This window comes from Lacticaseibacillus porcinae (assembly GCF_003946305.1).
GTDB classification, from domain to species: Bacteria; Bacillota; Bacilli; order Lactobacillales; family Lactobacillaceae; genus Lacticaseibacillus; species Lacticaseibacillus porcinae.
On record NZ_RHNS01000003.1, the window covers coordinates 244,973 to 267,057 of the forward strand.

At 46.6% G+C, this 22,085-nt stretch carries 21 protein-coding genes; 5 read left to right on the top strand and 16 right to left on the bottom strand.

Annotated features, from left to right (window positions below):
• Positions 1 to 1,989: a KUP/HAK/KT family potassium transporter gene (locus tag EKM92_RS04875; protein WP_125708543.1), complete on the bottom strand. Its 1,989-nt coding sequence runs from the start codon at positions 1,987 to 1,989 to the stop codon at positions 1 to 3.
• A 171-nt stretch (positions 1,990 to 2,160) separates the two neighbouring features.
• On the opposite strand from EKM92_RS04875, the gene EKM92_RS04880 reads away from it, so the two are divergent.
• Positions 2,161 to 2,598, top strand: a complete 438-nt coding sequence (locus EKM92_RS04880; protein WP_125708450.1) for a MarR family winged helix-turn-helix transcriptional regulator — start codon at positions 2,161 to 2,163, stop codon at positions 2,596 to 2,598.
• A gap of 42 nt (positions 2,599 to 2,640) precedes the next feature.
• Here the strand turns inward: EKM92_RS04880 and EKM92_RS04885 are convergent, their stop codons facing one another.
• Both EKM92_RS04885 and EKM92_RS04890 read right to left on the bottom strand, forming a co-directional pair.
• Positions 2,641 to 4,104: a glycoside hydrolase family 1 protein gene (locus EKM92_RS04885; RefSeq protein ID WP_125708452.1), complete on the bottom strand. Its 1,464-nt coding sequence runs from the start codon at positions 4,102 to 4,104 to the stop codon at positions 2,641 to 2,643.
• Between the two features lie 59 nt (positions 4,105 to 4,163).
• On the bottom strand, positions 4,164 to 4,985 hold the full coding sequence (locus EKM92_RS04890; protein ID WP_125708454.1) for a Cof-type HAD-IIB family hydrolase: 822 nt from the start codon (positions 4,983 to 4,985) through the stop codon (positions 4,164 to 4,166).
• A 92-nt stretch (positions 4,986 to 5,077) separates the two neighbouring features.
• Between EKM92_RS04890 and EKM92_RS04895 the strand changes: the two genes are divergently transcribed.
• On the top strand, positions 5,078 to 5,950 hold the full coding sequence (locus EKM92_RS04895; protein ID WP_125708456.1) for an AraC family transcriptional regulator: 873 nt from the start codon (positions 5,078 to 5,080) through the stop codon (positions 5,948 to 5,950).
• A 180-nt stretch (positions 5,951 to 6,130) separates the two neighbouring features.
• On the opposite strand, the gene EKM92_RS04900 is transcribed toward EKM92_RS04895, so the two are convergent.
• From EKM92_RS04900 to EKM92_RS04910, 3 genes are all read right to left on the bottom strand, one after another.
• Positions 6,131 to 6,772: an SDR family oxidoreductase gene (locus EKM92_RS04900; RefSeq protein WP_125708458.1), complete on the bottom strand. Its 642-nt coding sequence runs from the start codon at positions 6,770 to 6,772 to the stop codon at positions 6,131 to 6,133.
• Between the two features lie 92 nt (positions 6,773 to 6,864).
• A complete protein-coding gene (locus EKM92_RS04905; RefSeq protein ID WP_225420720.1) occupies positions 6,865 to 7,440 on the bottom strand; it encodes a TetR/AcrR family transcriptional regulator C-terminal domain-containing protein in 576 nt (191 codons plus the stop codon).
• 21 nt (positions 7,441 to 7,461) lie between these two features.
• Positions 7,462 to 8,088, bottom strand: a complete 627-nt coding sequence (locus EKM92_RS04910; RefSeq protein WP_125708462.1) for a pentapeptide repeat-containing protein — start codon at positions 8,086 to 8,088, stop codon at positions 7,462 to 7,464.
• Between the two features lie 59 nt (positions 8,089 to 8,147).
• On the opposite strand from EKM92_RS04910, the gene EKM92_RS04915 reads away from it, so the two are divergent.
• A complete protein-coding gene (locus EKM92_RS04915; RefSeq protein ID WP_125708464.1) occupies positions 8,148 to 8,954 on the top strand; it encodes an HAD family hydrolase in 807 nt (268 codons plus the stop codon).
• Here EKM92_RS04915 and EKM92_RS04920 read toward each other — a convergent pair.
• The 5 genes from EKM92_RS04920 to EKM92_RS04940 all read right to left on the bottom strand — a co-directional run bounded on the left by EKM92_RS04920 (position 8,943) and on the right by EKM92_RS04940 (position 14,171).
• The gene (locus EKM92_RS04920) at positions 8,943 to 9,560 is read right to left on the bottom strand and encodes a LysE/ArgO family amino acid transporter (protein ID WP_125708466.1); all 618 of its coding nucleotides are present in this window, start codon (positions 9,558 to 9,560) and stop codon (positions 8,943 to 8,945) included. The genes EKM92_RS04915 and EKM92_RS04920 overlap by 12 nt on opposite strands.
• Before the next feature lie 244 nt (positions 9,561 to 9,804).
• Positions 9,805 to 10,020, bottom strand: a complete 216-nt coding sequence (locus EKM92_RS04925) for a P8 family protein (protein ID WP_125708468.1) — start codon at positions 10,018 to 10,020, stop codon at positions 9,805 to 9,807.
• Positions 10,021 to 10,952: 932 nt separating this feature from the next.
• Positions 10,953 to 11,621 carry an EAL domain-containing protein gene (locus EKM92_RS04930; RefSeq protein ID WP_125708470.1) on the bottom strand — a complete coding sequence of 223 codons (669 nt, stop codon included), beginning with the start codon at positions 11,619 to 11,621 and terminating at the stop codon, positions 10,953 to 10,955.
• 149 nt (positions 11,622 to 11,770) lie between these two features.
• Positions 11,771 to 12,469, bottom strand: a complete 699-nt coding sequence (locus EKM92_RS04935) for an EAL domain-containing protein (protein WP_125708472.1) — start codon at positions 12,467 to 12,469, stop codon at positions 11,771 to 11,773.
• A gap of 229 nt (positions 12,470 to 12,698) precedes the next feature.
• Positions 12,699 to 14,171, bottom strand: coding sequence for an MFS transporter (locus tag EKM92_RS04940; RefSeq protein WP_125708474.1), 1,473 nt, complete (start codon positions 14,169 to 14,171; stop codon positions 12,699 to 12,701).
• A 144-nt stretch (positions 14,172 to 14,315) separates the two neighbouring features.
• Between EKM92_RS04940 and EKM92_RS04945 the strand changes: the two genes are divergently transcribed.
• Positions 14,316 to 14,810, top strand: a complete 495-nt coding sequence (locus tag EKM92_RS04945; protein ID WP_125708476.1) for a GNAT family N-acetyltransferase — start codon at positions 14,316 to 14,318, stop codon at positions 14,808 to 14,810.
• A 38-nt stretch (positions 14,811 to 14,848) separates the two neighbouring features.
• On the opposite strand, the gene EKM92_RS04950 is transcribed toward EKM92_RS04945, so the two are convergent.
• The gene (locus EKM92_RS04950) at positions 14,849 to 15,439 is read right to left on the bottom strand and encodes a DUF1801 domain-containing protein (RefSeq protein ID WP_125708478.1); all 591 of its coding nucleotides are present in this window, start codon (positions 15,437 to 15,439) and stop codon (positions 14,849 to 14,851) included.
• Positions 15,440 to 15,537: 98 nt separating this feature from the next.
• Here EKM92_RS04950 and EKM92_RS04955 point away from each other — a divergent pair, with 98 nt between their 5' ends.
• Entirely contained in the window at positions 15,538 to 16,302 is a 765-nt protein-coding gene (locus EKM92_RS04955; protein WP_125708480.1) for a putative ABC transporter permease, read from the top strand.
• A 44-nt stretch (positions 16,303 to 16,346) separates the two neighbouring features.
• On the opposite strand, the gene EKM92_RS04960 is transcribed toward EKM92_RS04955, so the two are convergent.
• From EKM92_RS04960 to EKM92_RS04975, 4 genes are all read right to left on the bottom strand, one after another.
• Positions 16,347 to 17,423, bottom strand: a complete 1,077-nt coding sequence (locus EKM92_RS04960; protein WP_125708482.1) for an Ldh family oxidoreductase — start codon at positions 17,421 to 17,423, stop codon at positions 16,347 to 16,349.
• Positions 17,424 to 17,472: 49 nt separating this feature from the next.
• Positions 17,473 to 18,303, bottom strand: a complete 831-nt coding sequence (locus EKM92_RS04965; protein WP_125708484.1) for a PucR family transcriptional regulator — start codon at positions 18,301 to 18,303, stop codon at positions 17,473 to 17,475.
• Positions 18,304 to 18,588: 285 nt separating this feature from the next.
• On the bottom strand, positions 18,589 to 19,947 hold the full coding sequence (locus EKM92_RS04970; protein WP_125708486.1) for an RNA-guided endonuclease InsQ/TnpB family protein: 1,359 nt from the start codon (positions 19,945 to 19,947) through the stop codon (positions 18,589 to 18,591).
• A gap of 371 nt (positions 19,948 to 20,318) precedes the next feature.
• On the bottom strand, positions 20,319 to 21,716 hold the full coding sequence (locus tag EKM92_RS04975) for an L-cystine transporter (RefSeq protein WP_125708489.1): 1,398 nt from the start codon (positions 21,714 to 21,716) through the stop codon (positions 20,319 to 20,321).
• Positions 21,717 to 22,085 lie beyond the last annotated feature (369 nt).

The following is a 22,085-nucleotide window of genomic DNA, read 5'->3' on the forward strand; positions in this document are numbered from 1 at the left end:
TTACTTCACCTTTTTTAGATTAAGGACATCCCCATGATCAAAATGCGGCTGCTTTGGACTTTCAATAAACAGCGGTACCGTTTCTTCAATCACTTCTGAGAATTCCAACCCATACCATTGTGCCGGCGTCGTGGTGACATTTTGCATCCATAAGCGGCCACCGATCAAACGCTTTTGCCAACTTGGAATGTTGTCGGCAGCGAGCAGTCCGGCAGGTTTTTCGCCGATGATGACAAAACGGAAGTCCCCAACGCGGCGGTTGCGCATCGTTGAGTATTGCGGTGTTTGATCATCTAAGATCTTTTGGTCAAGCAAGTCGTTGATGATCTTGCGAATGTAGACATTGACGTGTTGTGAGCAACGGAAGCCCAGATATAACTGAACAGAAACCACATTGCTGGTACCCATCATGTCGACAGTGTAGCGCTTATCCCAAGGGGTGTCGGTTTCATTCACCGTCACAAACCAATAGACTTTCGCGCGCTTTGGTTGCTTATCTAAAATCGAATACATCGCGGTACGCTTCAAGCGGTAACCCGCTTTAACTTTGGTCATGAAGACTAAGTTAGTGGTCAACAGCGGGATCGATTCATCGCGAGACAAGGCTTGCAACTGCGATAAGTAATCCGTCAAAGTGACATATTCAGATTCATCTTGATAACGTTCACGGAATTTATTCCCAAAGTACCATACCACCATGATGCCTAAGATCAACAACATAATGATCAAGGTGATGTAGCCACCTTTAAGGAACTTCGTGAGACTCGCCAACAAGAAGATTGCTTCGATCACCCCAAAGAATCCGGCGATCAAGGCTGCTTGCCAACGATTGCGATGCATGGCTAAGAATTCATACAGCAACAACGTCGTCATCAACATCGTCACAGTGATGGCCAAACCATAAGCCGCTTCCATATGTTCAGAAGTTCTGAAATAGAACACAACACCTAACGTGACTAAGCATAAGAACCAGTTGACTAATCCGATATAGATTTGACTGCGGGTATCGTTAGGATGTTTGATCGACATTTTCGGCAAGAATTTCAAGCCGACTGCTTCATTCACCAACGTAAAGGAGCCAGTGATCAACGCTTGTGACGCAATCACAGCAGCAAAAGTTGCGAGGACAATGGCAAACATCCGCACACCACCTGGCAACATGCTATAAAACGGATTGATGGTCGCCAAGTTGCGATAAGTGGCGTCTTGGGCGTGGTTCAACAACCAGGCACCTTGGCCGAAGTAATTGAGCATGAGCATCGCGTAAACAAATGGCCAAGTGCGATAAATATTGCCTTTGCCGACATGGCCCATGTCAGAATACAAGGCTTCAGCCCCGGTGGTTGCCAGGAAAATACTCCCTAATAAGAAGATCCCGACTTTATTATCTGGACTAAACAAGGTTTGGATCGCATAAACTGGTGACAACGCTTTGAGAATTTCTAAGTGAGAGGTCATATGTAACAACCCAGCGACACCTAAGAAACTGAACCACAGCAACATCACTGGGCCAAACAATCGGCCGATGCTTGAGGTCCCAAACTTTTGGATCATGAACACCACTAAAATAATCGCGATCACGATGGCCATGACGACATTTTGCGAATTTGAAAAGACAAAACTGCCAAATTGTTGGCCTTTGAGCCCTTCGATCGCACTCGTCACAGTCACAGCAGGGGTCAGCGTCCCATCAGCAAGCAACGCCGCGCCACCAAGTAACGCAGGAACCGCTAACCACTTACCGCGGTGACGCACTAAAGCGTACAGCGCGAAGATCCCCCCTTCACCTTTGTTGTCAGCGCGCATGGCAATGCCGACATACTTAATGGTGGTCAATAACATCAATGTCCAAAAAATCAAGGAAACTGAACCGATAATATAATCTGGGCGCAACGCCCCGACTTTACCAGCATCGCCGATCACGGCGTTCATAACGTACAGTGGACTGGTCCCAATATCACCGTACACGATCCCTAGCGTGATCAACATCCCCGCTAACGAGACCTTAGACTTTTTCCCCAAAATGGTGCCTCCATGTTCTTCAATGTACTCACAGTCTAATGCGTTAGGGGGTGAAAGACAATCTTAGTAAAATGTTGTTTACAAAATACACAAAATCGGCTACATTAATGTCATTATCATGTACAAAGAAGGCCGACCATGGATCAATCAACGATCATGCACGAATATATCAAGTTGTTGCCGAATGTGTTTGCAGACTTTCAAAACCTCTCGGCGAACATGCCACTTTCCCATTTGCAATTAATTGTGATCGACATGTTAAGTAGTAGCGGCACGCCGTTAGCGGTCAAAACGTTGCGCGATCATGTGCAAACTTCACGCCAACAACTCAATGCGGTTTTAAACACGCTTCAAGCGGCGGGCTACATCACGCGGACGCCGAATCCAGACGACGGCCGCTCAGTGTTGATCGCGTTGACCCCTGCCGGCCAAGATTTAAATCAGACGCGGTGGGAAACCGTCGCCAGTCGCACCAATCAACGCTTAGCTCGTTTATCTGATGAACAACAGTTGGAACTCTACTATTGTTTACACAAATTAAATGGGTTACTGGGTGACATGCGAACAAACGATTGATCACACCAAAAAAGCAAGCTAAGCTCAGCTTGCTTGCCATTTTTAGTAATCGATCTTAACGTCAGTATTTTCACCATTCGACGCGATCAGGCGCTTGTACCAGTAGTAACTCTTTTTAGGGATCCGGCGGAAGTCACCTTGCTGATCATCATTGCGATCGACATATACAAAGCCGTAGCGCTTGGCCATTTGACCAGTCCCAGCAGAAACTAAGTCGATCCACCCCCATGAGGTGTAGCCGATCAAGTTGACGCCATCTTCAATGGCACCTGCCATTGCATCGATATGTTCACTTAAATAACTGATGCGATAATCATCATAAATTTTGTCATCATCAGTCAAGGTATCAAAGGCACCGAGACCATTTTCAACCACCATCAACGGGATCTGATAACGGGAGTTCAATTCATTGAGATACCACCGCAAGCCGTCAGGATCTGTTGCCCAGCCCCAATCACTGTATTTGAGGTAAGGGTTCTTCACGCCTGCACTCATGTTTTGATCGACACGTTGCTTCGTCTTATCGGCAGTTTCGACACTGGAGCTGTAATAACTGAAGGAATAAAAGTCGACACAGCCAGCTTTTAAGTCTGCGGCATCAGCATCAGAGATCTCAATGTTGACGCCATGTTCGTCCCAATAGCGCTTGGCAAACGCAGGATAAGCACCACGCACTTGGACATCCCCGCAATAGAAGTTGATCAATTCATTCGAGCGTTGCGCCAACAACACATCTTTTGGATCTGGGGTCAGCGGATACTTGACTTGACCGGCGATCATACAACCGATTTGATTGCGATGATCAAGTTTGTGGCCGATTTGCACGGCGCGGGCGCTAGCGACAAATTGATTATGTAACGCCAGCAAGGCATGTTGAATACTTTCATCGTCGGTTTGTGGTGCAAAACCGGCGGCGCCATCGGGAATCGGCAACCCTAATGACACATAACCGCCTAAGAAAAAGCCGGCGTTGATCTCATTGAAGGTCAACCAGTATTTCACTAAGCCTTTGTACGCAGTGAAAAGCGTGTTGGCATATTTTTCATAAAAGCCGATCACATGGCGATTCTCCCAGCCGCCATATGCTTCAGTTAAGTGGTATGGCATTTCGTAATGAGAGATCGTGACTAATGGTTCGATGCCATATTGATGGCACAATTCAAACACATGGCGATAATAATCAAGCCCTGCTTGATTTGGTTCAGGATCGTCGCCATTAGGAAAGATCCGGGTCCAAGCCACTGACATGCGGTAGACATTAAAGCCCATGCCTGCCATTAACTTAATATCTTCTTCAATGTGGTGATAGCCATCTGAAGCTAATTGGGAAGGATAATACTCCCCTGGGATCAAAGCTTTGGTGAAGCGCCGTGGTGTATCAACGGTGCCACCAGTTAAATGATCTGAGGTGCTTTCACCTTTGCCAGCTTCTTGCCAAGCACCTTCGTATTGATTGGCAGCGACTGCGCCGCCCCATAGAAATCCTTTTGGAAAATGATTCGTCATGTGGTTACCTCCAATAAAATGTTTCGTGATCATCATCGCACAATTGAAATCGCTGTCAATTATTTTTTGACGTCGAGGACGAACTGTTTGATCGCCTTGGCGATGCCACCGTCATCATTGGTGGCGGTGACATAGTCCGCATGCGCCTTGGCGATCGGCGTGCCATTGCCCATCGCCACAGCAATACCAACCGTCGCAAACATTTGCAGATCATTGCCTTCATCACCAAACCCCATCATTTCTTCAGGTTTGATGCGGATCGCGTCGCCTAACGCTTTCAACGCACTACCTTTATCGACCCCGGCAGGCATCACTTCGAGGAAATTCTTCCCAGCGCGGATCACACTGAAGACGTCGCCAAAAGTTTCACGTACCAGCGGTTCAGCAGCATCGAGTTTGGCTTGATTGCCGACGTAAAGGCCTTTGGTGATGGCAAAATCATGCGGCAATTCATCAGGTTGGCGCACTGATAAACCAGCAGAGTTTTCCATTGCTTGCACCACAGTGACAAAATCGACATCACGGTCAGCGGTGTAAATGCGACTTTCTGCATCTAACACATTGAAAGGCAGCTGATGTTCTTGACCAAAGGCCGTTAACCACCGATACCCGGCGTTGTCGATCAACTTTTTGGCGATGATCGCACCAGTAGTGGATTGAATGATCGCCCCGTTATAAGTCACCACATATTGATCTGGACCGTCAATGCCGAGTTCATCAAGCCATTGTTGCACCCCTGCAAGCGGACGGCCGGTACACAGCACGATTTTAATGTCGCGAGCTAAGCATTGCTTGATAGCATCCAGCGTACTCGGTAAAATGGTTTTGTCTGAAGTTAACAGTGTGTCATCGATATCTAACGCAATTAATTTAATCGTCATGGTCATTGCCCCCTTAATGAAAGCGTATCAAACGAATCATATTTACAAGGCGCAATGTTGAAACCAACACGCGACATTTAGGAGGAGTCATCATGGCAGCATTTGAACAAGTGGAACAATGGCCAACGTTGCCCTTTAAGTTTTATCAGAATGATCCCCGAAAACCGATCGATTTTCCCAGCCACTGGCACCCAAGCATCGAATTGAATTTCTTAGTTGCCGGCGGGCCGATGACTTTCGTGACTGACGGTGTCGAGCGCATTTATCAACCTGGTGATGTGTGGGCGACTGATCGCCGCGTCATTCACAGCAATTACGGCGATTCGACGCTTGATTGGGATCAATTCGGGATGATCATCGACGAAGATTTCTTAGCCGCGAAACTGCCGAGCAGTGCGAACTGGGACTTACATTTGATCGGCCATCAAGAACACCCCTCGCATGCTTATCGTGAAATTTTTCAACATGGGTTAGCGATCCGTGATTTGATCCAACAAGGAGTCGACGATTATCGCCGGTTGGAGATCTTGAGTCACTTTTATGCGCTGTTGGTAACGTTAGGCCGGAACTTCACCACCCAACGGCCAACCAATCATGTCGCTGACAATGGGCATTTAGTCGATGCCGTGATGCAAATGATCCACACGCGTTTTGCTGAAGACTTACATAGCGCAGACCTTGCACAGGCTGTGCATGTGTCTACCACCACTTTGAATCAACAATTTCAAGCGCAAGTCCACATGTCAGTGCATCAATATATTCGCTTAGTCCGCTTGATCAAAGCGCGGCGCTTCTTATTGGAATCAGATTTTCCGATCGACTACATTGCTGCGACTTGCGGCTTTGGCAGCACCAAAAGCTTTCAACGTAATTTCAAAACTTGGAGTGGCATGGCACCAACCACTTATCGGCAAACTGTCCACACCTTGCCACCTGATGACCTCGCTTTTTTACATGATGACTAAAAAAGAGACCGAAACATCATTAAAGGCAACAAAATAATCACGACAATTACAAGATCGTACGAGCCATACGCAACGCATTTGCGTAAAAGGCGCCTGCCAAGCAAATCCTAAGTTCGGGATTTACTCGTCAGGCGCCTTCTACTCTATGCTAAGTTCGCGTATGTCTCAGCCACTTACATTTTAATAAAATGAAGGCTTGTCGCCGTCAGTCCCAGGTTGATCAACACCTAATGACGCTTTGATGTGCTGGGATGGGTCATTGATCAACTTCACCACGAGATCTGCGATACTCTTGCGGGAAACTTCAGTACCTTTGAAGGCTTCACCTTTTTCAGTGGTTTCATAGTTCACTACGTTCTTGTTGGATAACCAAGCTGGGCGAATGATCGTGTAGTCGAGATCAGAAGCTTCGATCACTTTTGCGGCAGCGGCATAAGTTTCCAAGTAGCCACCGTCGAGCATTTGGTGATTCCACTTGCCATACTTGCCAGGAACTTCATCATAAATGCCTAACGTTGAGATCCAAATCAACCGCTTGACGCCGGCGCGATCCATCGCTGCGACCACTGACTTGGCTTGATTTTCGATTTGGGCATTGCCAAGGTTGGCATATACCACATCGACACCTTTCAATGCGGCATCTAGTTGTGCGGCGTTCAACACATCCCCATCGATGACCGTTTCGCGGTTGGCATCAGTGACATTCAAGCGGTTCGCACGCCGTAAGAATAACTTTAAATCGTGGTTCGTCTCATTGAGTAATTGTTTCGTTGCCAGTTGGGCGATTTGTCCATGCGCCCCTAAAATTAAAATGTTAGCCATATTTTTTGACTTCCTTTCGCTTTCACTTACAAAGTATAAGAGGAAACTAGAGAAAATAAAACGGACAGCTTTTAAAGACTGTCCGTTTTTTCTTAACCGATCTCGCGATGATTCAATTTCCGTGCCCGCAACAAGAAGCCATTGATGCCATCTTGGAAGTACGCCTGCAAATATTCAGTTTCTTGTTTGACTGATACCGGATCGTCAGCTAACAGCCACTCTTTAATGCCTGATAGCAACGCCGCGCCGAGCAAGTCTTTTAAGAAGTTGCAGTAGCTGGTATCGATCAGCACTTGTTCTGCTTCCCCCATAGTCTTAAAAATGTCGGCGACCATTTGCCGCAAATGCGCTTGGATCACGGTTTCTGGGGCATTTTGTTCATCGATTTGAATCACTCGTTGATAAAACGCGCGATTGGTCCCAAAGTAAGCGACAATGCTTTCAACCGTTTGTGGCCAATATTGATAATGACCGCAATAATGCGCCGCTGCAGCGACTTCGCTTGAATAAATATCGCCAAGGACATCGTATTTATCGCGGTAATAATCATAAAAGGTTTGCCGCCGCAACCCGGCTTGTTGCATGATGGTGGTGACATTGATGCTGCTGAATGCTTGGGCCACCACTAAACGTTTAGTGGCGTCTTTAATTTTGGTTTTTGTATCCATGGGCATGATCCTCCGCTTCCACTATACCACGTGCAGACCTAAATAGCGCTTGGCGATGAAACTGGCTTGCGTATCGGTGACTTTCAATCCCCGCATCCGCTCCAAATCGAGTTCTAAGTTTTCAAATTCGCAGCTGGATAAATCGAGATCTTTCAGGTTAAAACCCAACAACCCCACGCCGTCGATTGCACAATCAGTGAAGGTGAATTTTACTTTTTGGGCGCGAGAAAACTCGCCGCCATCAAGTCGACATCGCAAAAAATCCACGGTTTTAAATGTCGCTTCTAGTGCCCATACCAATGACATTTGGCAATCCACAAATGCAATATTGGCCGCATACATTTGCGTCAAATTCGTTCCAACAAAGCGACACTGGTCAAACACCACACGATAAAACGCCGCTTCACTTAAATCAACGTTCGCAAAATCACAATGAGAAAATACACAATCAGATGCTTCAAAGCGTTCGCCTTGCATCTTCGTGAAATCAGTGTGGTCAATGCGGGAATTTTCGATGGTGGGATGATGCAGGAAAACTTCCGGCATAGTGTCGTGATCGATCAACACCCCTTGTAAGTATGCCTCTGAAGCTGACCAATCACTTAACTGGGCCGGCTGTAAGTCGTCAAATAGCTGTGGGGATTCCAAAGAATTTACCTCCGATTTGTGATAAGGTTAATGGTAAACGCTTTACTAAGGAGATTGCAATGCCGATTCGACAAATTTTTTCTGATATGGATGGGACTTTGTTAAATTCCCAAGGATTGTTGGCGCAAAGTAATGCCGACTTGATTTTACAAGCCAACATCCCAGTAACATTAGTGTCAGCGCGTGCCCCGATCGAAATGGCCCCAGCTATTAAATTATTACATCTCACCGGACCACAAATTGCTTTTAACGGCGGATTGATTTTTCGACCGAATGCGACGTTTGATCCGTTGGTGTCACATCCGATGAGCAAAACTTCGGTAGCGACGTTGCTTGACGCGATCGAAACCCATTTTCCTAAGGTGTCACTGAGTTTCTATGATCGCAACCAGTGGTACACCAGCCGTATCGATCGCGGGATCGAATTTGAACAAAGCTTGACTGAACAGGCACCAGAGCTTGTCGTCACCGACTCGAGTGCGGCTGCTAACTTAGAAGTGTTCAAATTGATGATGATCACTTTTGACCTTGAAGAAATGAACGCCTTAAATCAATACTTGTTAGACTTGAAAGTCGATGGCGTCTCTATCCAACGCTCCGGTGATGAATATTTAGAGATCACGTCAGACCTTGCCAAAAAGTCTCACGGCATTCAATATATTTTTGATCACACGGGCTTAGTGCCTTCGGATTGTGCAGCCTTTGGTGACGGCCATAACGACTTGCCAATGTTACAACGCGTCGGCACCCCGATCGCCATGGCTAACGCCCAACAAGAAGTCCTTGATCTGGCGACTTACACCACCTCAAGCAATGATGAAGATGGCGTTGGTCGCGGGATCCATGACTTTTTATTAAAGAAGTAATTTGATCGCAGTCCATACCAAGGTGCAGCCGTAAACCATCACGATCGCCCCAGAAATCAAATTGACCCACATGAGAAACCGCCGCGGCAGGCGGTTTTTTAATACGCCGATGATCAACGTCACGCCGAAGAACCACAAGAAGGTACTACTTAAGATCCCTAACAAGAATGGCAACACTTCGCCGCTAGCTAAGGTACTGCGCATCGCCCCAAATGAAACTGAAGTATCAATGATCGCTTGGGGATTGGCAAAGGCCACTGCCCAAGCAGACACGAACGCCTCTTTAAGCGGCAATGGCTTCACTGCACCTTCAAGCGTGGTCGCACTAGCCCCTTTGAAAATGCCATACCCCATCCAAATCACGATGCCCCCGCCGACAAATAAAATGATCAGCTTCAACCAAGTGTAATGGGTGATCAATGCCCCCATCCCTAAGAACGCGACCACCGTCAACGCCGTATCTGCTAGCCACACGAAACTGGCGATCAAAAAGGCACGCTGCAGCCGATTAGCCATCGCCGAGTTAAAAACGAATAAATTCTGCATGCCGATCGAACTGACTAATGCAATTGAGATCAACATTCCCCGTAAATACACTGATAACATATTTCCCTACTTTCTCGCTTAGGCCTAATATAACAAAAGGCATCCACCCCACGATCTTCCAGCTTGCGCTGTGCCTACGATCGTGTGGTGGATGCCTAAACTGTGTGCCCGACGACATCACAGCCTAATAGCGATTTAATTGTTAAATTAATGGTAGAGTATTGGGAAAATTTTGTCAACGGCTATTTTTCAAGCGCAATAAAAACGACAGGTATCCCTAAAACTCGTAATTAAAACCCGGTGACTACTTCTTCAATTCCTTTTCTGCCAAAGCTTTCACATCAGCATCAGAAGCATCCAACAAAGGCTTCATTTGTTCTTCGGTCTTGATGGTGTCATGGGCATTAGCTTCCATATAGTGGTTCCACAAAGCGTCGCGGACAGGCGTTTCATCAGAGCTCCAGTCAAATACCGCGTTCATTGGTTCATCCAAAACTAAGGTCTTTTCTACATCAGCCATGATTCAATTTCCTCCACTTATTAATTTGCACCAGGTGCGGTGCTTTCTTACTTACAAATTCATTATAGTCCTTTTTTTCAATTTCGGCGCAATTAAATTAGCACTTTATTGCCCAGATTGCTAAAAAAGTTTCGCAACTGCGTCACCGCGGCTTTTGAGAATTTTGACCACAACAAATCCACGAAACAGTTGCCCATTTCGTGGACCTTTGGCTTTTACGCCGATACAATTACGTTCTAGCGTGATCAACAATACAAGTGCGTATCTGCGTCGCCGAAACTTATTGGGCGTCGACCACTTTAGGGACTACTCAGCAATGCATTAGCCTTTGGTCCACAGGCGCACAAGCTTCTCATGTCGCCATGAGGAACTCGACCCGGTGTCACTGGTTTGAACCCCACAGGGGCCCTTCAGTACCGGCACTCTGATACGAGAGATCCAACGTTGCACAACAACCAAACGTAAAAGTCGCTGTGGCGCTGCGGGTCTGTCTCATTCGGTTTAACGAAGCTCTTCCGCTTCGCCATGAAGTGGTACAGGCGACTTGGCCTAAGCCGTCTACTCCTCCTGACTGTGATGATAACGCGTTTAGTTTTCCGTGACAAGACTGCAGCTTATAAACGTTTTTTCTAAAAATCCGTCGGGACCTTGCAACATTTCAAAGTAAGTTCCACCAGATAGCCCTTTTGTTCAAACCTCTGGACAACATTGCACTTGTTTGAGCAATACGAGGGCAGTTCACGGTGCTCGTAAAAAAAGTGCTGGGAATCGTCGAGCGATTCAAAACAACGCACCTGCGATTAGCTCGCTCAAGCACCAAACCCAAAAACCAGGGTTTGATGCTTGAGCGAGGCTACTCTTGATGCTAAAAGCGTTTTGAATCACTCTGGGCATAAGAAAAGACCACTACCCCAAGTTGTGGCCTTCTGATTTTATTGATCTGCTAAAAGCGTCGGTTTACCCAGTAAATAGCCTTGCACCACATCGCATGGATAATCTTTGCGAATGTCGTCAAGTTCTGATTTGGTTTCTAAACCTTCGATCGCTAACATTTTATGATGGCGATGCGCCAAGCTATACCAAAAATCTAATTCTGGTTTGATTTCATCAAGGGATTCAAACGGGCGGAAATTTTGCAAGGCGAATTTATATTCGGAAATCGACGGATTCATTTTCAACACCATTTCTGGGGTGTTTTGACCAGTGCCGACATCATCGATGCACACCAAAATCCCAGCTTCATGGTAACGCTGGGCAGCTGCGATCAATTGTTTTTCTGAGACTCCTTTGGATAGGCGCTCAGTCAATTCCACAAATAAGCGCACCGAACAGCGCGCGGCAACGCGTTTGACCATGTCCAAATATTTGGGTTCGATAAATTGATCTTGCTCCAAATTAAATGAGATCAGTGTGGTATGCGCTGGTAGAACTTGAATGATCTCATCTAACAATTTCTCGATCGTAACATCAGTCAGTTGAGAGAAATCTTTGGGTAAGACCCATTGGCCATCGACCAACTCCCGCACAAATAGCTCGTAGCCGACGGGCCAAGGATGATCTGGATCTAAATCAAATTTCGGTTGTCCAAAGAAACGAAACATCGTCTACCCCCTCACTTGCTCAAAGGCACAAATCAAACCGAGCATATCTCATCATACGCGCATCGGGTACTCGAAAAAATTGAGCCTGAGCAGTTTAATCTTGTAACGACCAAAAGTCAGTTTAAGGAAATTTTTCAGAAAAGTTGCGGCTACTCGCCAGAAACCTTTTTAGGTTCATACAACACGTGATCTAAGCGATGTTGCTTGCCAAACAAATACCCTTGCAATAAGTTGCCAGGATAAGCGGCTTCCAATAACGCCAGCTCAACGTTGGTTTCCACGCCTTCCCAAGCTAATACTTTATGATACTTTTCTGCCATGTCACACCAAAACTTCAATTGTGGTGATAATTCATTGACTGAACGCAATGGGCGGAAGTTTTGAAAAGCGAACTTATATTCACTGATGTAATCATTGAGCAACATCACCAAAGCTGGTGAATTCTGATCAGTGCCGACATCATCAATGCACACTTTCAACCCACAAGCTTCAAAACGCTTAGCCGCATTCAACAATTGGGCGGTTGTGACGCCACTGCCTAAACGTTCAGTCAACTCAGTGTATAATTCAATCTCAGTATTTGCTTGGACACTGGCGATCATCGCTGGAAACGCTGGATCAACGAATTGGCTTTGTTCCAAGTTGAACGATAAGATCTTAATGTGTGCTGGCATTTGGGCAATCGTTTGACGCAACAAGTGATTTAACGTCATCACGCCAATACCTTCAAAAGGTAGCGGTTGGGCCCACTGCCCATCGCGCCATTCTTTGATAAATAATTCATAACCGATGGGGCGCACTTGAGGCGCTCCCATTGGATATTTCGGTTGGGCAAAAACTGTATACATCCCATCCACCTCCAGTGTGATCACTCCAATTCCCCCATCACGACAATAAAAATAAAAAACGACCCTAGCATGTCTCTCTCATGCACGGGTCGTATGCTCGAAGAATCTCGAGCTTGAGCAGGTCTTCATTTGTCGTTACCTATATTATAACTAAAGCTTTTGTAATAATCCACAACAAATTTATGATATATCGGGTATTTTGTGGGAATTTTTTTTCAAAATCTGGTCGCTAAGCCAATTGCTTTTGCTTTTCGCGGTGCAATGCCACAATATTCACCAATAACGCGGCGATCATCAAAATCAACCCTAACCACATAATGTGATGCAACCCTTGGAACATGATCGCCCGCATTTTTGGCAATAAGGCTTGCGGTAAGGACTTGTTGCTTTGGGCATTGGACAAGTTGTTCATCATCGCCATGGTAATTTTCCCATGAGCTTTGGCAACCCCAGCCCGCAACGCGTTATTCATCAAGATGCCGTATACCGCTGCAGTCATGGTTTGACTGAGCATCCGGATCAAAAAGCTAAAACTGGTGGCCACTGGCACATCTTGAGGTTGGGCATCAGTTTGCACTTTGACTTGCAATTCGGAAAAACACATCCCGTTACCAAATCCTTGAAACACACCAGCTAACATGATCGCCCAATAAGGCGCATGTTGATCGACTAACACCATGATCAAAAACGTCATCATTAAGGTTAAGATCCCGACTAATACCACTTGTTGTGGCGATAAATGCCGCCGCAGCGGCGCAGTGGAGCCTGAACCTAAGAAATTGGTGAAGGAACCTGGAATTTGCGTACAGCCACCGATCAATGCCGACACCCCAAGCATCGCTTGCACCCACATCGGCGCGTACACAATAAAGCCCATAAATGCGCCCCAAATCAACGTGAACAAGACAAAGTCGATCACCAATTCGGGATCTTCAAACAATCGACCAGGAATGATCGGATCTTTGGCGCGTCGTTCAACCACCACCATGGCACCAAGAGCTACGATCGCGATCCCAGCAAGTAATAACAAGATCCCAGTGCTGGTGGCACCGATCATTTCAATGGCAGACAGCAAACTGATCAACCCCACAGTGAGTAATGCAGCCCCTTGATAATCAACTGGCACATTGCGTGGCGCCTTTTTTTCTTCTTTGAAAAACAGTTGTACCAATACCGCAGAAATTAAACCGATCGGGACATTGAGGTAAAACACCCAATGCCATGACCACGCATCAACGATCGCACCACCAACTAAAGGCCCAATGATGGTAGCAGTGGAATAACTTGCTGACACCAACCCTAAGACTTGCATGCGTTTGCGGGGATTTTTGTATAGTTGTGCATAAATGATATAAGGCAGCGACACCATGCCACCATTGCCGATCCCAGCGATCGCGCGTGACATGATCAACATCACCATTGATGGTGCCATCCCTTGCAAGAAACTTCCCAGCACAAACATCAACGCCGCGAGTTGATAGGCGCGACGATTGCCGAGACGTTCGCCGAGTTTACTCCATAAAGGCGTCGACACTGCTGTTCCCAGCAGAAAAATCGCTACGATCCACCCCATCAACTCCAACCCGTGGAGATCAGCGATGATCGCTGGCAGTGCAGTATTGACAATGGTGTTATCTAAGCCACTCATTGCGTTAGACAACAGTAACGCAAAGGTGACTAACCAAATATTTTTCTTCGACACAAGCTTCCTCTTTCTGAAAACAAAACGATACCTTCTATAATAGCGCTGAAAGCGGGCTTGTGCCATGTTAAATATGGTGACATGAACGCTCGCATCTGCTGAGTGCGCGCGGTATCATAAAAACAATTATTGAGGAGGCTGAATATGTCTGTTGAATTTGTTAACGCCGAACACGGTGATCTCCCTGCGATCGTGGCGATTTATAATCAAGCGATCCCTGGTCGCTTAGCCACTGCGGACTTAGAACCGGTGTCTGTGGCATCTAAAGAAGCGTGGTTTGCAGAATATAGCAAGGATCATCGGCCGTTATGGAAGATCATGGTGGATGGCAAGCTGGCTGGCTGGGTCGGCCTAGAATCCTTCTACGGTCGTCCAGCTTACAGTCACACGGCAGAGATCAGTATCTACTTGGATGACGCCTTTCATCATCAAGGCCTCGGCCAACAAGCGTTAGCCTATGTGATCACCCAGCTCAAACGCTTGGACCTCAACACTTTAGTGGCCTTCATCTTCTCTCACAACGCCCCTTCACAAGGCTTATTCAAGAAAAATGGCTTTGAACGCTGGGCCCATCTTCCAGATGTGGCGTTGATGGATGATCAATTGCGAAGCTTAGATATTTTAGGCAAACGTTTCTAAGCGAAAAGTCCACCGAATCTTTTCGGTGGACTTTTGCTTTACTTTCGCGGATGCCAAGGCTGCTTCATATACACATCACCTGCTTGAAGTTCTGCCATCATTTGATCGCGGCGCTTCACCTGGGTGATTTCACGTTTTGCTTGGGCGATCCAATTCAAATAATCAGTTTGCTGATACTGAGGTCGCGCGTCAAAGGCCTCTTTTAAATCGTTCGCCGTTAAACTTTCAGCGATGGCTTCAGGCATCACTGCTTGAGGTCGCCGCTTCGGTGTGGTGCGCTTTTGAATGTGACTAGCGCGCCACTGAGTGATTTTGATGACCAAATCAATGGGAAGTGGCTGATCATAAGGAAATTGAATCGCCGCTTTTGACGTGTGGTAAGGTGAAAGTTCGGCTGCAAATTCAGCAATCGGCGCGGCGGTAGGATAAAAACCTAAGAATTTGGCATTCGCACCAAAATACACCAACACTTGCCTTTGCCAAAACGCTGGCATGCCGTAGCTGATCCGCTCTTCAGCGTCTGGCAAAGCTTGTTGTAAGGCTGCATAAATCGTCTCGAGATGCGGTTGCGCAAGTTGTGGTTGTTGCGCAATATAATCAGAGATCTCACTCATTTCAGTCACCTTCATCGAATTTTGCTTCTATTATACTGACAGGCGCGATTCGTGACTAGCTAGTCTTCGTGGTATGATAAGAACAAATTCAAGCATTTTGAAAGGAATCATTTATGCCCTTTGAACACGAATTCACCTTGTGGCTACTTTACTTTTTCGCTTATGCCTTTGTCGGTTGGCTGTGGGAATCAGGTTACGTCAGCTTTCAAAAACGCAAATGGGTCAACTCTGGGTTCTTAAACGGCCCGATCATTCCGGTTTACGGGTTTTCGATGGTGACGGTGCTAGCGATCATTGAACCATTTGAAAATAATCTGCTGATTTTATATTTCGCCAGTGCCATCGTGATCACCGTTATCGAATACATCACCTCTTGGGGGATGGAAAAACTGTTTCACGCGCGTTGGTGGGATTATTCAAAAGTTCCGCTGAACCTCAACGGCCGCGTCGCCTTGCCGATTTCCGCATTTTGGGGGTTAGGGGTCGTGGTGATCGTGAAGTTCGTCCATCCTTTCGTCGCTCGCGGCGTCAACTGGTTTGACGGCCATTACGGGATCTACGCTGCGATCGTCTTCTTAGCCGCCGCAATGTTTGACTTCGGCTTCACCTTAGCCAACGCCTTAGCTTTCGGCGCTGCCACCAAGCGGATCGGCGACACCATCGAAGCCAAGAAACTCGAATTGCATGAAAAACTCGATGAATCGCGCGATTGGTTGGAAGCTTATCGCAAAGATGCGGATGCGCGGACGCATTTGCCACAATTAAACGCAGTGCAACGCCGTTTGTTAAAGAGTTTCCCGAACATGAAGTTACGCGATACGCATACCACTGCGCATGATATCGAAGACTTGATGAATTTACTCCGCAAAAAGAAATAACCACGAAGGCCTCTCGGAAATTTTTCCGAGAGGCCTTTTAACATTCAGAATTCAGGCACATCAACTTGCAATCGTTGTGAGATCTTGACTAATTCTGCAAAAGTTTTGTCATCGATCACTAACCCATTGGCTTTGCGATCGGCATACGCCGCGGCTTCTTTATCGCCGTGGACATAAACTTGCTTGCCAGCCACTGCCGGTTGCGCGCGCAATTGTTGCAAAAAGTCATCAAAGCGCGAGAACATGGTTCGCGAATCGCCGAAAATCGCTGGATCAATGGCGATGAAGCTGTGGCTGGTACCTGCATGTTGGCCATCTGAGATTTCTGGTGACAGTGCCCCACCAGAAAACAACCCAGTGAAAATTTCCACGATCATCGCCAAGCCGTAGCCTTTGTGACTGCCAGTCGCTTCAGTAAATCCACCTAAAGGCGTTAACCCGACAGGCGCAGATTGTTGCCGAATGCCGGCAAGTTCTGGTGCGTTGTGATCATGAATGGGCCGCGTGCCATCAGCGAGTACCCAGTCGGCAGGAAAATCTTTTTCGAGTTTGCGATAGACTTCCACTTTGCCTTGAGGGACTGTCGTCGTTGCAAAATCTAACCAGAAGTGATGCGGCTTGGCTGGCATGGCAAACGCAATCGGATCGGTGCCTAAGAAACTGTGAATACCATTGGTAGGGATCAAACCAGGATTGGAATTCGTCGAAGAAAAGCCGATTAAACCGGCATCAGCAGCTAAGTTCGCATAATACCCGGCGATGCCGTAATGGTTCGAATTACGCACCGAAACAATGCCGACGCCACTGGTTTTTGCTTTTTGAATGGCGGTGTTCATGGCAAAGGTCCCGATCAATTGGCCCATCCCTAAGTGCCCGTCGACGACTGCCGACACTGGGGTTTCAAACACGATTTCAGGTTGGGCGTGTAAATCGATTTTCCCCGCTTGAATGAAGCGGTCATACATGCTCAAGCGTTGCACGCCGTGAGACGCGATGCCGTGAAGATCGGTGTAAGTGATCATGTTCGCAACGGCTTGCGCATCTCCCGCCTCAAAACCATAAGCTTCATATAACTGTTGGACCCAATCGTGAACTGTTTGACTGTCATAACGCATGGGCAATACCTCCTTGTGAATAAGGAAAGCTTACGCGCATACGCTTAAGTGAAGCTTAAAGCTGTTGGGCTTTGAGGTAAGCAGAAACTTTGTAACTCGCCGCCAGTTTAAAACATGTTTGGGCATCTTTTAAATCTAATCCTGTCAATTCGTGGATCCGTTGCAGGCGATTGCGCAACGTATTGGGGTGAATGAACAACGCTGATGCTGTTTCCACTTGATTGCACGTCGCCGCCAAATACGCTTGCAAGGTTTTCACAAAGTCGCTATGCATTTGCGTATCGTATTGCGATAATGCCTGCAGTGCAGGACTAATGAAAAACGGTAAAATCGTATCCCCGTCTTGCACTTGCGCCAGCATGAGATCAAAAGCAACATCTTCACAAAAAATCACCGGTTGCTGCAAGTCCAGTTGCGCTGCCCTCTCACATACTGCAGCAGCCGGCTTCGTCATCGCAGGATCCGTGTAGAAATGCGACACGATCAAGCGGCACTGGGCTTGGACCGCGAGTTTTTCTAGTTGCGCATGAAAGTGAGGCGAATTATAAGCCTTCAAACTTACTGAGATCAACGCCAAACATTTTTGATGTGCTAAGGTGATCAGCACTTGATCAAACATTGGGGCAGCTAAATAACTCATACGTTCCCGTAATTCACCAAGATCATGATCGACGGTCGGAATCGCTTGAACAATCACGCAAGCATCGGGAAGTTTGGCATGTTGCAAGCGAAACTGTGCCGCCCAAGTCGCATCCACTGGGGCATCCAGCAACAGATTCACCAGTTGATCACGCGCAGATAACTGTTTTTCGATCACGTGCTGAGCCACGGCAATATGAGCAATCAACTGTCCAAGCTTTGGTAACAGTGCCAAATGCCTCGGCATGAACTACTCGGGAATGAATTTCCGAGTTTCCAAGAACTCTCTTGAAATCATCGTAAACTGCAAGTCATAAGAAGTACTCATGATCTCTACAAGGCCATTAGGGTAGCCCGAACTCTAACCACAACGACCGTGTTTTGCCACAAATGCTACCACCTGCAGGTCAACGGTATACGCTCGTGTTCAGGTCTTCGTTTACTTTACGACCAGCTTATCCCTAATTTCATGGCTGGCCGAAGGAAGTTGTTCTGTTCTCCCTAGATAAATTAAATTAATGACAGTTTCTGACTAAATAATTGAACTGACCATAGCGACAGTAACTTTAGAAAAGAGTTTCACCTTGATGTGACGTCTTGGATGTAAGCCCCACTCCAAGATGTTTTGAGCGGCGTTGCGATCACGGTCAATCACTTTACCTGTAACTGGACTGATCCATTCACGTTGAGATAATGGATGCTTGTCGATGACGTCGGTGCCATATTCCACCTGACTAGTTTTGTAGGCATCGACTTCTACTACAGTCACGCCTTGCTTGAACGCTCGATTTTGAATCACTTGCTTAGCTTCGTACGGCTTTAACAAAGCAAGCTTACGATTTTTAGCTTTACCTGTGGACTTGCGCATATCCTTGGCACCGAGTTTCTCCATCACTAAGACTTTAATTGGGGCAACCAATTCAATTGCAAGTTTGCGGTAGGCCTCTTTTAACAATTGTGCACGCTTGGCAGAAAGTCGTTGAATCTTCTGAGTGAGGTTCTTGGTACTACCACGCAAGAGACTGCGCTTGCTTTTGAATTTCTTGATTAGGCGTTCGTAATGGTCTGCTTTGGCAATCACATCTGGCGGCAACCGATATTGCTTGTTGTTGGAATCATGATAGGCAACGTTGTTGGTCATGTTCCAATCAATGCCGATCGCTGGTTCTGCTTGAACGTTAGATTTAGCCTTCGGTTGAACATGCGCAATTTGAAACTGATAAGTGCCATCACCTTTACGCTTGAGCTTGATGATCTTGACATCAGAGAAGTCATATTCCTTCGCATTCTTGTGTAAATGTAGAATCCCAAAGTTAGGAACTTTGATCACGTGCGCTGAAAGCACTTGAATCGGCGTATTCTTTTGAATCTCAATCGATCTCGTTCTTGATTTCAAATTAAAGCGGAGGTGTCCACGTTTGTACCAACTGTTGTGATGCGGGTTCTTGTGCTTGCCGTGTTTGTCTTTGATGATGTTTTGCTTGAATTGAAACTTGATTATATCCGACCACTTAAAGCCTGCGCGTAACAATTTCTGATACTCAGTGAAGTTGATGATCAGGGTTTGGAGGAATAGTTGGGCATTGTGTGAAGATAACGACAGGACTTTGTGACTCCAGCGATTAAGCTGGTACTTCTCATTGAGAAACATCCTGATGATGTGATTGATGAGCTTGTGTCGATCGATACCAGTCGGAATGTTTCTGTCGATATGCTTGCGGCCATAAGTCTTGTACATATAATTCAACGAATAATTAAATAACTGATCTTGAACCACTAGAGCGTGCTCGTGTTGGACGATCTGTTCGCATGACAATGTGACTTTAAACTTTTCGGTGAACGCAAGCGTCTTGGAACGACTGCGTTTTTCCTGTACCCAAGGCTCAGCCATAATGAAGTCTCCTTGAATTTGATGATTCCATTATAGCAAACAAACGTTCGAATTTCAAATTAAAAAAAACAAAAACTGCCTATCTAATCGCTAATTCTTCCCAGGAATGAATTCCTGGGTTTGCTTAGCTGACAGACTAGATCAAGTATGACGCCGCTTTTTGGCGGCATGCGCAGATTTCTGCAGACGGCTGCACTGGCAACTTGTCCAATTCACCGTAATGACGCCAAATCGTCGGAGCCCACAGATTTTCGTGCCGGAGGCAAGTTGGTATAGCGAAATGAAAAATAAAATTCACATTCACAAAGCCGCACATCGTTTGCACAAAAAAATTGCCAGTACGAAGGATGAACTGGCAATTCTTTTTGATTTTATAAGGTGTTGGCGACTAAATTATCGTCATCATCTAAGACTTTGCGATCGAGGTTATCTGTCGCTTTAGCTGCGATTAAACCAGCTAAAATCGAGTCGTTGACGTTCACTGCGGTGCGGGCCATGTCGACGATCGGATCAATGGCAATGATGACAGCCATGATCGCCACTGGCAAGTTTAAGGTGCCTAAAACCATCAGCGTGGAGAACGTTGCGCCACCGCCGACGCCAGCAGAACCAAATGATGCAATGGTGACCACTGCGACTAACGTTAAAATAAATTGAGGGGTGAAAACGTTGATCCCAACGGTTGGCGCAATGATCGTTGCGATCATCGCAGGATAGACACCGGCGCAACCATTTTGTCCGATAGTTAAACCGAAGCTGCCAGCAAAGTTGGCAATTGCTGAATTGATCCCAAGTGATTCAGTTTGAATCTTCAAGTTCAATGGTAACGTCCCGGCACTGGTACGTGAGGTGAAGGCGAAAATCAATGCAGGCCATACTTTCTTGTAGTAGCGGATCGGGTTGACGTGGTTGGCAAGCAAGATCAAGGTGTGGACGATCAATACCGCGATCAACGCAACGTATGCGGCAATGATGAAGACCCCGAGTTGGGCAATGGATGCGATCGAATCAGTGGCAGCAGCTTTAGTGATCAAAGCAAAGATCCCATAAGGTGTCAGCGCTAAGACTAACTTGATGATACCGTGTACCAAACGGTCTAATACGTTGATGCCTTTGGCCACTTGAGCGGCAATTTCTGGTTCAGTTTTCCGTAATCCAAGATAAGCGATCCCAGTGACAGCCGAGAAAATCACGACGGCGATGGTTGAAGTGGCGCGGGTGCCGGCAAGGTCGGCAAAAATGTTTGTTGGGAAGAAGCTGATGATTTGTTGTGGTAACGTGACCCCTTTTAATACGGATTGATGTTCTTTGATCGCGGCGAGGTTAGCAGCATCAGCGCTGGTGCCAGCAACAAAGTGTGCACCTTGCAAATGGAAAGCAAAGACTGATAATACCCCAAGCAAGGCGGCAATCGCAGTGGTGATCAAAAGAGTTGCCAACACAGTGACGCCGATTTTTCGGAGGTTAGCGACATCAGTCAATCTAGTGAATGCACCGATCAATGACACGGCCACTAATGGTGTGATCAAGGTTTGTAGCAAAGCGACATAACCGGAGCCAACAATGCTCAACCAGTTGATAGTTTGCGTGGTGATATTAGAGGTATTGCCCCAAATCAATTGGATCCCCAGGCCGAAGATCACCCCAACAACTAAGGAGCCGAAGACTAATTTGGTGAAGCTAGTGCCTTTACGATGGAGATAAGCGATCACACCGAGGATAATAGCAGCGACAATTAAAATTGCGATGATGGTTAAGTTTTGAGTCATAAATAAATTCCTTTCAATGGCGAGTGACAGTTACAACATTCGCCAGGCACATTCGTTTGATTGCCATAGTCAGGCCCCTTTCTGGTGTCGATGAAAAATACTGGGCAAACAAAAACGTCCCCCACTTCGCTATGAAGTGAGGGACGCATCTGCGTGTTACCACCCTAATTCGCGCAAAAGATCTACGCCTCAACGGTACGCTTTCGCATACCCGGCAAAGTAACGCTTGCCAACGGTTTGCAAGCGTGAACTTGCAACCAGCTCTGAGCTCATCTTCGGGTATTTGATCGTTAGGCCTCTCACCAAATAGCCTTTCTCTTGAAACGATCGCCTGCCGTACTCTTCTCATCGACACCGAATTATTTGAAT

Excerpts from the sequence above, each read along its gene's own strand:
- EKM92_RS04875 (WP_125708543.1), bottom strand. The coding sequence starts at position 1,989 with ATGTTGATCACGCTAGGGATCGTGTACGGTGATATTGGGACCAGTCCA.
- EKM92_RS04880 (WP_125708450.1), top strand. The coding sequence starts at position 2,161 with ATGGATCAATCAACGATCATGCACGAATATATCAAGTTGTTGCCGAAT.
- EKM92_RS04885 (WP_125708452.1), bottom strand. The coding sequence starts at position 4,104 with ATGACGAATCATTTTCCAAAAGGATTTCTATGGGGCGGCGCAGTCGCT.
- EKM92_RS04890 (WP_125708454.1), bottom strand. The coding sequence starts at position 4,985 with ATGACGATTAAATTAATTGCGTTAGATATCGATGACACACTGTTAACT.
- EKM92_RS04895 (WP_125708456.1), top strand. The coding sequence starts at position 5,078 with ATGGCAGCATTTGAACAAGTGGAACAATGGCCAACGTTGCCCTTTAAG.
- EKM92_RS04900 (WP_125708458.1), bottom strand. The coding sequence starts at position 6,772 with ATGGCTAACATTTTAATTTTAGGGGCGCATGGACAAATCGCCCAACTG.
- EKM92_RS04905 (WP_225420720.1), bottom strand. The coding sequence starts at position 7,440 with ATGGATACAAAAACCAAAATTAAAGACGCCACTAAACGTTTAGTGGTG.
- EKM92_RS04915 (WP_125708464.1), top strand. The coding sequence starts at position 8,148 with ATGCCGATTCGACAAATTTTTTCTGATATGGATGGGACTTTGTTAAAT.
- EKM92_RS04920 (WP_125708466.1), bottom strand. The coding sequence starts at position 9,560 with ATGTTATCAGTGTATTTACGGGGAATGTTGATCTCAATTGCATTAGTC.
- EKM92_RS04925 (WP_125708468.1), bottom strand. The coding sequence starts at position 10,020 with ATGGCTGATGTAGAAAAGACCTTAGTTTTGGATGAACCAATGAACGCG.
- EKM92_RS04930 (WP_125708470.1), bottom strand. The coding sequence starts at position 11,621 with ATGTTTCGTTTCTTTGGACAACCGAAATTTGATTTAGATCCAGATCAT.
- EKM92_RS04935 (WP_125708472.1), bottom strand. The coding sequence starts at position 12,469 with ATGTATACAGTTTTTGCCCAACCGAAATATCCAATGGGAGCGCCTCAA.
- EKM92_RS04945 (WP_125708476.1), top strand. The coding sequence starts at position 14,316 with ATGTCTGTTGAATTTGTTAACGCCGAACACGGTGATCTCCCTGCGATC.
- EKM92_RS04950 (WP_125708478.1), bottom strand. The coding sequence starts at position 15,439 with ATGAAGGTGACTGAAATGAGTGAGATCTCTGATTATATTGCGCAACAA.
- EKM92_RS04955 (WP_125708480.1), top strand. The coding sequence starts at position 15,538 with ATGCCCTTTGAACACGAATTCACCTTGTGGCTACTTTACTTTTTCGCT.
- EKM92_RS04965 (WP_125708484.1), bottom strand. The coding sequence starts at position 18,303 with ATGCCGAGGCATTTGGCACTGTTACCAAAGCTTGGACAGTTGATTGCT.
- EKM92_RS04970 (WP_125708486.1), bottom strand. The coding sequence starts at position 19,947 with ATGGCTGAGCCTTGGGTACAGGAAAAACGCAGTCGTTCCAAGACGCTT.
- EKM92_RS04975 (WP_125708489.1), bottom strand. The coding sequence starts at position 21,716 with ATGACTCAAAACTTAACCATCATCGCAATTTTAATTGTCGCTGCTATT.